Raw genomic sequence first — 9,580 nt, forward strand, 5'->3', positions numbered from 1 at the left:
CATGATCAATCAAGATTCCGAGAGATCATTATACGTAACAGCTTTTATTGCTATCCGTATTTTACTTATTTATATTTGTTATTAAAACAAATTATCCTTTAACCGAACCGATCATAACTCCCTGCGTAAAGAATTTCTGTACAAAAGGATAAGCTACCAAAAGCGGTGCGCTGGATACAACAATCAGTCCATATTTCATTAACTCAGCCTGCTGCTGGCGCAAAAGTACCAGATCTGGGTCAACATTTTCATTGGCAAGCAGCTCTCCCTCAATCAATATGTTTCTCAGAACCAGCTGTAAAGGTTCCAGCGTGCGGTCATTAGTATAAATCAATGCCGTCATAAAATCATTCCAATGCCCAACTGCATAAAATAGCGTCATAACTGCAATAATAGCCTTTGATAATGGAATGACAAATCTGGTAAAAAATACAATCTGTCCGCAACCGTCAATTGCAGCTGCCTCATACATTTCATAGGGAATCGAGCTTTCCAACGTTGACTTCACCACAATTACATTATAGACGCTGATGCCTCCCAGCAATACCAGAGTCAGAGGCGTATTATATAAGCCCAACTTCTGTACCAGGATGAAGGAAGGAATCAGACCGCCGCCAAAGAACATAGTTATCATCAGGAATTTCATAAGAAATCCTCTCGGCATAAAATCCTTTTTGGTAAGCACATAGGCAATGGTAAAAGTTAAAAATAAGTTCAAGAGGGTGCCAAATGCCGTATAGAAAATGGACATTAAATATCCGTGCCATACGCGGCCGAACTCAAAAATTCTCTGATATCCTGCAAAATCAAGTTTTTTCGGCAACAGAACAACCTGTCCAGAATTGACTAACGACGGTGAGGAGAAAGACGCAATTACAATAAAATACAATGGGTAAAGCATAACGACCAACAAAAACAATAATATGAGGTTCGTTACTGCCGAAAAAATAATATCTCCTCTGGTTCTCTTATATCTGGTCTTTTTCATTTTTACGCCTCCCTTACCATAGACTGTGTTCCGATACTTTCTTAGACACGGTATTCATCGTGACAAGAAGAATGACATTCACTACCGATTCAAACAGTCCTACCGCCGCCGAATAGCTGTAACGGCTGCTAAGAATACCTGATTTATACACATAGGTAGATATAATCTCTGAAGCTTCCAGGTTCAATGGCGTCTGAAGCAAAAGCACTTTCTGAAGCCCTACCGACATCAGGCTTCCACAGTTTAAAATCAGCATTGTTACAATAGTAGGCGCAATTCCGGGAATATCTACGTGAATTATTCTCTGTAGTTCATTTGCACCATCAATCTTTGCCGCTTCATATAATTCCGGACTGATACCGCATAGCGCCGACAGATAAATGATACTTCCCCATCCCATCCCTTGCCAGATACCAGACCACACATAGATATGAGGAAACAGCTTGGCTGATCCCATAAAGTCAACCGCTTCACCTCCCATCATAGTGATCAACGTATTGATAACGCCGCTGGAAGGAGAGAGCATCAGGCGGAGCATACTGGCAAGCACAACAACGGAAATAAAATGCGGCGCATAAGTAATCATCTGCACTACTTTGCCAAACTTTTTATTCCTTACGTGATGCAGAATCAACGCCAATACAATCGGTGGTATGAAACCTGCCGCCAAGCCATAAAAGCTCAGGGAAACGGTATTCCATAAAGTAGGCCAGAACTGATAAGAATTAAAAAACTTCACAAAATGTTTTAGTCCAACCCATTTGCTACCCGAAAACCCTTTGGCAATTGAAAAATCCTGAAAAGCAATCTGTATCCCATACATAGGAAGATAACTGAAAATTAATACATAAAGGAATGCCGGAAGAGCCAGGATATACAATTCATAATGATGTTTCAAAGAAAACTTCAATCGTTGAAAGAAACTTCCTTTAGAGGATGGCGATGTAGCTATTTTCTTTGCCACTTTTTTCATAACAAAGCATCTCTCCTTTCATTTTTCCTGTTCAACTTGACAAAAAGAATTATATAATTTCTGTCTCTATTTAACAATTATCATTATTTTAGCAGGTTCATCGGCTTATTTTTTGTGCTCTTTTTATATTTTTCCCATACCAAGGCTTTTTTCTGGGTTTCCAAAGTCCTTTATAAGTCCCATTTTTTAATTAAGTCCCATTTTTTTAGCGCCAATTATTGCCAATAATATAAAAAAAGTAAAAGAAAACCCCTGTAGCAGACCTTTTTTCTATTTTTTGTCTACCGCAGAGGTTATTTTGTAAACCCTTTTGTTTATTATGCTATTCTTCCTGACGCCTGTAATATTTTCTGTACTCCCCAGGAGTCATTCCCGTAACCTGTTTGAAACGACGCATAAAGCTCTTCTGATTGCCATATCCCACTTGATCCGCTATTTCACTGATAGTAACGTCTGTCGTAATCAAAATTCCCTTTGCCGCCTCTATTTTCAAACCTGTTATATAATCTAAAACCGTACATCCCTGTCTGCTCTTAAAAAACTGGCTCAGATAGGACACTGACATGGAAAAATGTTCGGCAACTGCAGAAGCAGTCATTTCATAGCTTGTTGCATTATTCTGTATATAAGATATGATCTCTGCCAACATATCCGGTTCCTGCAGATCCTTCAGTTGTTCCACAAAATTTGCACTCACTGTTTTAGCCCATTGGAATAATTCCTGCACCGTACTGCATTCCGGATTCTTCCAAATCATTTCTTTATTTCCCCGGCACAACTCGCGGAAGGAACTCTCCAGAGTAAATACCATCGCCTGGCAATTGCGTCTGATGGATTCCAGCGACAGCTCCGGATCCAACAAAGTCGTTTCCATCTGTTCAAGCACATTTTCCACTTCTTCCTTTTTCCTGCGAAGGACGGCGGAATGTAGTCTGGAATAATCCAGATAACAGTTCTTCTTCCGGCCGCAGACAACCTGATAAGTATTGTAGACGCCATAACCAGTAACCGCGCCATACTCTAAAGCTTCCAATGCCTCCTTCCAGGACTTTGCTATCTCCATAAGAGAAACACACACGCTTCCCTGTCCCGCCATGCATCGTATCTTTCTGCCATGGCTGAGCACTTCCATGGTCTGTTTCAAAAAATCCGTCGTATATTTCTCTTTCCCAGGATCAAACCCGGCTAAAATATTCAGCGTTCCGTTACCGGGGCCGAAATATAGATAAATTGTCACAGTTTTGGGGGCTATGTCCTCAAAAACAGCACGGATCTCCTCTTCCCTGCCACCCGGCATATCAAGCTGAAAAACAGCAGCTACATATTTAGCCTTGTTAAAAACCAGTCCAACCTTTTCCCCTTCTTTAATCAGCATACTTTCCTGCTGATTTGAGCCATGAAAAAGCTCTCGGAGAAGACTCTCCAGATAGTGCGCTTCCTGCTGTTTCACCGTATCCTGAAGTTCCTTATTCTGTATCGATAAAAACTGAATTACCTGTCGGATCGTTCCGATATCATTTTTCTCAATCTGAGGCACTGTAACGACCTGTTTTACATATTCCTTCAGGTTATAGATCGGTATAAAATTCTTCTTCATGAAGTAAAAAATGAACCCTCCGCTCACAACGCCTGCCATCACTACTGCGAGCAGAATATAATACCATAGTGCTCTTGTCTGTCTCGTAATGTCCACTCTTGGAATTAAGGATACATATATCCAGCCATATTTGTCTGAATTGATGCTGTTTACTGCATAAGTAATCCCGTCAAGAGAAATTTCTTCCACTGATGATGCGATGATTATTTCCTGTTTATCAGGAACACAGGCAAGATGCATCAATTCCTGGCTTCCTACAAAGGTCAATACTTCACCCGTTTCATTGATAATATAGACTGCTCCGTCGTCCATATATGCTTCTTCCATTAGAGAAGTAAAGATAGATTCTCAAAACAAAAAAACAAGCTGAGTACCTGCCACTTTCCCATAGGGTGTCCTGTAGGGAAGGACACAGGTCAACAGACGTATCTGATTTTCCCATATCGGCTTCACATCCTGCGCAGGCCAGAAGGATGGCTCCTCCATTTTCTCCAAACGGTATTTTATCTCATTTTCATCTATATCGAGGTAATGGTACATGTATTTAATATAATTGTCTACCGAACTGGAAGATCGGGAGCCGATTACATGGCCATCCGCTTTTTGATAATATATGACATCATATACAAACGGGGTCATCGCAAGCTCTGCTCTCAGCATTTCCTGAATCTCCATCGCTTTCACGGCATCCTCATTCAAATTTCCTCTCGCTGAAACCGCATCAGCGCCCAGATAATCCTTCGCATTCTCCAGACGGTCCAGCTGAACCTCAATATTTGCCTGAACACGCTGCAACGCCGCTCTGTTGTTCTTCAAGGTTCCCTGTTCTATGGTTCTGATCGTTCTTCCATATATCACCACAAAAAGAATAAGTAAGGGTATTAGAAATATACAAAGATAGGATAATAAATACTGCCTGAATAATTTATCCTTTTTCATTTTCCGTCTCCCCGCTTTCCCTATATCGCCATAGCCGCATCTTCTGTTATTGCTATATTACCGTTTTTGTGCCCACAGCTGTCCGGTTCGTTTCAAAAGGCTGTCTATACTTATAATATTGGCGTTCCAGCCAGTTGTCCAGCTCTTCTTATTTTAACATAACTACAGTTTGCTGCAAATATCACAATGAGTTTCCTGTCTACGCCTTTAGAAATGAGCACCGTCAAAAATGCTGCAGCATAAATATTTTCCTGCTGCAGCATTTGTAATTCTTATTTCTTACTGTTTATTATGATCCTTCTGTACATCCTGATGAAGGCGCATGGTCAGGGAGATTCTCTTCTTTGCCAAATCTACATCTAAAACCTTTACATCTACAATGTCCCCAACACTCACTGCATCCAGAGGATGCTTGATGAAGCGATCGGTAATCCTTGAAATATGCACCAGTCCGTCCTGATGAACGCCGATATCCACAAAAACGCCGAAGTCAATGACATTGCGGACGGTTCCTTTGAGGATCATGCCAGGTTTTAAATCTTTCATATCCAACACGTCGCTTCTTAAAATGGGCGCTGGCATATCTTCTCTGGGATCTCTGGCAGGCTTTTCCAGCTCTTTGAGAATATCTGTCAGAGTAATTTCACCGATACCCAATTCTTCCGCCATTTTCTTCTTGTCAAGTACACGACGTTCCAGACTTCCGGAAGCTGTCATTCCTGCAGAGGCGTCAGTTTGGCCGGGGCACCCGCCTGTGACATTCCGGGAATTGCCAGTGGCGGTTCCGTCTTTAGTCGGCTCTTCCTGAAGCACCGCGCCGCCCATGGCCGCAGCCAGGGCTTTTCCCATGGCGGTATTAGTGTTGCGGATGACGATATTTTTCTGGTTCTGCGGCTTCTGCTTCTGGCCGCGGCCCTGAGGGGCGGCGGGCTGCTGGCGGAGAGCGGCTTTCGCGGATTTTGCCTCCGCCTGCAGCTTTTTCACATCCTCCATGGTCAGATCCAGCCTGTCTAAAAGCTTCATGGTCGCTTCATAGGATTCCGGATGGACGCTGGTGGCATCCAGCGGGTTATCACCGTCCTGAATGCGCATGAAACCGGCGCACTGTTCAAACGCCTTAGGACCCAGCTTGGCTACCTTAAGCAGCTGCTTTCTGTTGGTAAAGCGGCCGTTTGTCTCACGGTATTCCACAATATTTTTGGCTATTGTCTTGGAGATGCCGGAAATGTATTCCAGCAGGGAGGCGGAGGCGGTGTTCAGATCCACGCCCACGCGGTTTACGCAGTCTTCCACTACGCCGCTGAGGGCTTCTCCCAGCTTTTTCTGGTTCATATCATGCTGGTACTGTCCGACGCCGATGGATTTGGGGTCGATTTTTACCAGCTCCGCAAGGGGATCCTGGAGGCGTCTTGCAATGGAAGCGGCGCTTCTTTGTCCCACATCAAAGTTGGGGAATTCCTCGGTGGCCAGCTTGCTTGCGGAATAAACGGACGCGCCGGCTTCGTTGACGATAATGTACTGGACCGGGGTGTCCAGCTCTTTAATCAGGTCTACGATCACCTGCTCGGACTCACGGGAGGCCGTTCCATTACCTACGGAAATCAGGGATACATTGTATTTTTTGATCAGTCTTTTCAGTTCCGCCTTGGCTTCCGTCACCTTGTTCTGAGGGGCGGTGGGGTAAATCACCTTCGTGTCAAGCACCTTTCCGGTAGCGTCCACCACCGCCAGCTTGCAGCCGGTACGGAAGGCGGGGTCCCAGCCCAGCACCACCTTGCCGGCGATGGGAGGCTGCATGAGGAGCTGTTCCAGGTTCTTTCCGAAAACGGAAATGGCGCCGTCCTCCGCTTTTTCCGTAAGGTCGCTGCGGATTTCCCTTTCGATGGCAGGAGCGATCAGGCGGTTATAGCTGTCTGCAATCACTTCCCGGAGAACAGGGCTGGTGACAGGGTTCTCTTTCGTAATTACCTTTTTTTCCAGATAGCGGAGAATCCGCTCTTCCGGGGCTTGGATTTTTACGGTGAGGAATTTTTCTTTCTCTCCGCGGTTGAGGGCGAGGATGCGGTGGCCTGCGGCCTTTTTCAACGGTTCCTCATAAGCGTAATACATTTCATAAACGCTGGCGGCTTTTTCATCCTTGGCCGTGCTGGTGATTTTTCCCTCCTCAAAGGTGATGCTGCGGATATAGATTCGATAGTCGGCTTCGTCGGAAACTGCCTCCGCGATAATGTCTTTTGCACCCTGCAGAGCGTCCGCGGCGCTTTCCACACCCTTTTCCTCACTGATGTATCTGGCTGCTTCTTCCTCCAGGGGGCGGTCAGTTTCCTGGGCGAGAATGAACTGTGCCAGGCCGTCCAGGCCCTTTTCCTTGGCCACGCTGGCCCTTGTCTTGCGTTTGGGGCGGTAAGGGCGGTAAAGGTCCTCCACCACTACCAGTGTTTCGGCCGCCAGGATCCTGGCCTTAAGCTCTTCGTCCAGTTTTCCCTGTTCTTCAATGCTGGCAAGAACCTGTTCCTTCTTTTCCTCCAGATTTCGCAGGTAATTCAGTCGTTCGTAGAGATCACGGAGCTGTTCGTCGTTGAGGGAGCCTGTAACCTCCTTGCGGTAACGGGAAATGAAGGGGATGGTGTTGCCTTCGTCAATAAGCTTGACTGCGGCTTCCACCTGCCAGCGCTCTACCTTGAGTTCTTCTGTCAGTTTGCCTGTAATATCCATGGTTATTTTTCTGTTTTCCCCTGGCGCCTGTGGGAGGCCGGGGGTTTTCCTTTCTTTGAACTACCGTAACTGAATAGCTTTTTCACGCCCTTACAGTTACAAACTACTTTTACTGCGTTGCAGTGCCTGTTTTTTATTATAGTGGAAATGTCCCCCCGATTTCAAGGGGGAATGGAAACTTCCCCTCCATGTCCTGCTTTGCCGCGTCCTGGTTGTGTTCCTGCAGACTGCGTCACCGGGGCGGCGGGCAGGGGTTTGAGGGTATGGGGCAGAATGAGGAAGTGGGGATTATGTGTGGGGATTTCATAGTTTTTTCATTTGTGCTGGTAGGGGAAACGTGCTACAATAGCATCCGTAGGGTTTGTAGGTTTTACAGGTTAAATAGAAACAGCTTATGTTATATGGTATGAGTTGATAAAGGAGAATTTTATGGATAGCTATAATAATGGGCCGGTGCCGCCTTATCAGAATAATGGGTCGGGGTATCCTCCGTATTATACGCCGCCTACGCGGCATCCGGGGAGCAGCTTTGCTACGGCTTCCATGGTGCTGGGGATTATTGCCGTTATCAGCGCTTTTTTTGCAACGGTGTATCCGCCGATTATCTGTGGGGGGCTTTCGATTATTTTGAGCCTGCTTTCCAAGGGGAATGATAAGGCTATGCTCCCGAATGCCAAAGTCGGGCTGCTGACGGGGATTCTGGGGATGGTTGTGAATGTGGTTGTGGTTGGAAGTTTTTTCGTGATGCTGTTTACGAATCCTTCTTATAAGCAGGAGTTTCACGATCAGCTGAATCAGTATTCGGAGTATTTTTATGGCGAGAGCTTTGATGATATGTGGGAGCAGATTCAGGAGGATGCAGGGTATCATTAGAGCGGTTGCAGGCGCTGCTTTATCCAGGCGGATTTTTTACGGGGATGAAGGGTACGTGGGCCGGCGGTGTTTTGCAGTAACTGTGCGGGAACGGGATTGTTATCAGTTATGGTTCAGGCAGCTGGGCTATTATGGATATTTTTGATTTTTGAATGCAGAAGGAGATTTACATATGGACAGACATGCATCTTCAGCGGAGCTGAAGGCTAAGGCAAAGGGGCAGATGCTGGGGAAATACGGGACCTTGGTTCCGGCGTTTCTTGTGGTGGAAGTGATTATGACGATGATTAATTTCATGGCGACGTTTTCACTGAATACGAGGACTATGACGGGGCTGACGGTGCAGTTCGTGATTGAGTGTCTGCTGCAGCTGCTGATGGGTATTTTCCTTGCGGGGCAGACTTACATGTATCTGAATGTGTGCTGCGGGGGGAATATCAAGATCAGCGATGTTTTTTATGGATTTGGGAACCATCCGGATAAGGCGATTCTGATCCAGCTTTTTCAGCTGCTGCTTTGTCTGGTTTTCTTTGTACCGCTTTTTATCTGTATGGCTATTTTCAGTTTTGTTGATGTTTCGGTGTCCGTAATGATACTGGTGTTTTCCATTACGTTTGTGATCGGGCTGGTGGGTGGAACTATTATCAGCCTGCAGTATTCCCAGAGTTTTTATGTTTGCCTGGATTTTCCGGAGTTTTCGGCAATTGAGTGCCTGCGGTACAGCCGGAAGATTATGAAGGGAAGCAAGGGGCGGCGTTTTTATCTGGCTGTAAGCTTTATCCCGCTTTATCTGCTGGGGCTGCTTACCTGCGGGATCGGTCTGCTGTTTGTGATTCCATATGCGAATACTGCATCCGCTAATTTTTATCTGGAGCTGATGAGCTATCGGAACAGGCATAATCAGTAAAACACGCTTTTGGGGGCGTAATTGTTTTAAGGGGGATTTCCTATGACTTCCTGCAGCAGGAACCTTCCTGTCACTTACAGAGAGTACAAATTCGCCGCGGATTTTCCAATTCTTTTGATGGAGGTTAAATCCACGACGCCGCAGATAGATTTTATTCATTTTCATAACTGCATTGAAATCGCGTTCTGTCAGAGCGGAACCATGACCTGGAATCTGGAGAATCAGGTATCTTCCCTTTCACCGGGGAATATCTGTTTTCTTCCTCCCTTCTTTACGCATGGTTCTTTTTTTCCGCCGCAGGAGGGTGAGGTTTCGTGCAGTTATCTTTTTTTTAATCCGGAACAGCTTCTGGCTCCTTTTTATCCCAACGGGCTTCCCAGTGAATTTACCTGGTATCAGTATACGGATTTTTCCAAGCTTCTGTCAGGGGAGCGGTTTTGTGAGGAGGTGGAGCTTATCCGGATGATAATCGGGGAATTGACAGACAGAGTGGGACATTACAGGACGACTGTCCGGGGAATGGTGGAGACGCTTCTGGTCTTGCTGTACCGCAAACATCAGGGCTGTTCCGTTTTTGGCGGGGGCGGT

Annotated in this window: 9 protein-coding genes; 4 read left to right on the plus strand and 5 right to left on the minus strand. The window is 45.7% G+C overall.

What is annotated here, in order from left to right; translation table 11 throughout:
* Positions 1-91 precede the first annotated feature (91 nt).
* The 5 genes from HMPREF1548_RS01775 to HMPREF1548_RS01795 form a co-directional block, all read right to left on the minus strand.
* The gene (locus HMPREF1548_RS01775) at positions 92-988 is read right to left on the minus strand and encodes a carbohydrate ABC transporter permease (protein WP_021633951.1); all 897 of its coding nucleotides are present in this window, start codon (positions 986-988) and stop codon (positions 92-94) included.
* Between the two features lie 13 nt (positions 989-1,001).
* Complete coding sequence (locus HMPREF1548_RS01780; protein ID WP_021633952.1) at positions 1,002-1,961, minus strand: ABC transporter permease; 960 nt, start codon at positions 1,959-1,961, stop codon at positions 1,002-1,004.
* A gap of 322 nt (positions 1,962-2,283) precedes the next feature.
* Positions 2,284-3,870 carry a helix-turn-helix domain-containing protein gene (locus HMPREF1548_RS01785; RefSeq protein WP_035320652.1) on the minus strand — a complete coding sequence of 529 codons (1,587 nt, stop codon included), beginning with the start codon at positions 3,868-3,870 and terminating at the stop codon, positions 2,284-2,286.
* Between the two features lie 36 nt (positions 3,871-3,906).
* Complete coding sequence (locus tag HMPREF1548_RS01790; RefSeq protein ID WP_021633954.1) at positions 3,907-4,497, minus strand: hypothetical protein; 591 nt, start codon at positions 4,495-4,497, stop codon at positions 3,907-3,909.
* Positions 4,498-4,776: 279 nt separating this feature from the next.
* Positions 4,777-7,212 (minus strand): Tex family protein, encoded by a 2,436-nt coding sequence (locus HMPREF1548_RS01795; protein WP_021633956.1) that lies wholly within the window; start codon positions 7,210-7,212, stop codon positions 4,777-4,779.
* A 429-nt stretch (positions 7,213-7,641) separates the two neighbouring features.
* Here HMPREF1548_RS01795 and HMPREF1548_RS01800 point away from each other — a divergent pair, with 429 nt between their 5' ends.
* From HMPREF1548_RS01800 to HMPREF1548_RS29780, 4 genes are all read left to right on the plus strand, one after another.
* Positions 7,642-8,085 (plus strand): hypothetical protein, encoded by a 444-nt coding sequence (locus HMPREF1548_RS01800; protein WP_025490355.1) that lies wholly within the window; start codon positions 7,642-7,644, stop codon positions 8,083-8,085.
* Positions 8,069-8,230 carry a hypothetical protein gene (locus tag HMPREF1548_RS29295; RefSeq protein WP_021633959.1) on the plus strand — a complete coding sequence of 54 codons (162 nt, stop codon included), beginning with the start codon at positions 8,069-8,071 and terminating at the stop codon, positions 8,228-8,230. Before HMPREF1548_RS01800 ends, HMPREF1548_RS29295 begins: the two co-directional genes overlap by 17 nt.
* A gap of 27 nt (positions 8,231-8,257) precedes the next feature.
* Positions 8,258-8,992 (plus strand): DUF975 family protein, encoded by a 735-nt coding sequence (locus HMPREF1548_RS01805; protein ID WP_021633960.1) that lies wholly within the window; start codon positions 8,258-8,260, stop codon positions 8,990-8,992.
* A 42-nt stretch (positions 8,993-9,034) separates the two neighbouring features.
* Positions 9,035-9,580: hypothetical protein (locus HMPREF1548_RS29780; protein ID WP_021633961.1), on the plus strand; the 546-nt coding region annotated here is incomplete at its 3' end.

The sequence above is a fragment of the Clostridium sp. KLE 1755 genome (assembly GCF_000466465.2).
GTDB classification, from domain to species: Bacteria; Bacillota; Clostridia; order Lachnospirales; family Lachnospiraceae; genus Eisenbergiella; species Eisenbergiella porci.

Excerpts from the sequence above, each read along its gene's own strand:
- HMPREF1548_RS29295 (WP_021633959.1), top strand. The coding sequence starts at position 8,069 with ATGCAGGGTATCATTAGAGCGGTTGCAGGCGCTGCTTTATCCAGGCGG.
- HMPREF1548_RS01800 (WP_025490355.1), top strand. The coding sequence starts at position 7,642 with ATGGATAGCTATAATAATGGGCCGGTGCCGCCTTATCAGAATAATGGG.
- HMPREF1548_RS01775 (WP_021633951.1), bottom strand. The coding sequence starts at position 988 with ATGAAAAAGACCAGATATAAGAGAACCAGAGGAGATATTATTTTTTCG.
- HMPREF1548_RS01795 (WP_021633956.1), bottom strand. The coding sequence starts at position 7,212 with ATGGATATTACAGGCAAACTGACAGAAGAACTCAAGGTAGAGCGCTGG.
- HMPREF1548_RS01785 (WP_035320652.1), bottom strand. The coding sequence starts at position 3,870 with ATGGACGACGGAGCAGTCTATATTATCAATGAAACGGGTGAAGTATTG.
- HMPREF1548_RS01780 (WP_021633952.1), bottom strand. The coding sequence starts at position 1,961 with ATGAAAAAAGTGGCAAAGAAAATAGCTACATCGCCATCCTCTAAAGGA.
- HMPREF1548_RS01790 (WP_021633954.1), bottom strand. The coding sequence starts at position 4,497 with ATGAAAAAGGATAAATTATTCAGGCAGTATTTATTATCCTATCTTTGT.
- HMPREF1548_RS01805 (WP_021633960.1), top strand. The coding sequence starts at position 8,258 with ATGGACAGACATGCATCTTCAGCGGAGCTGAAGGCTAAGGCAAAGGGG.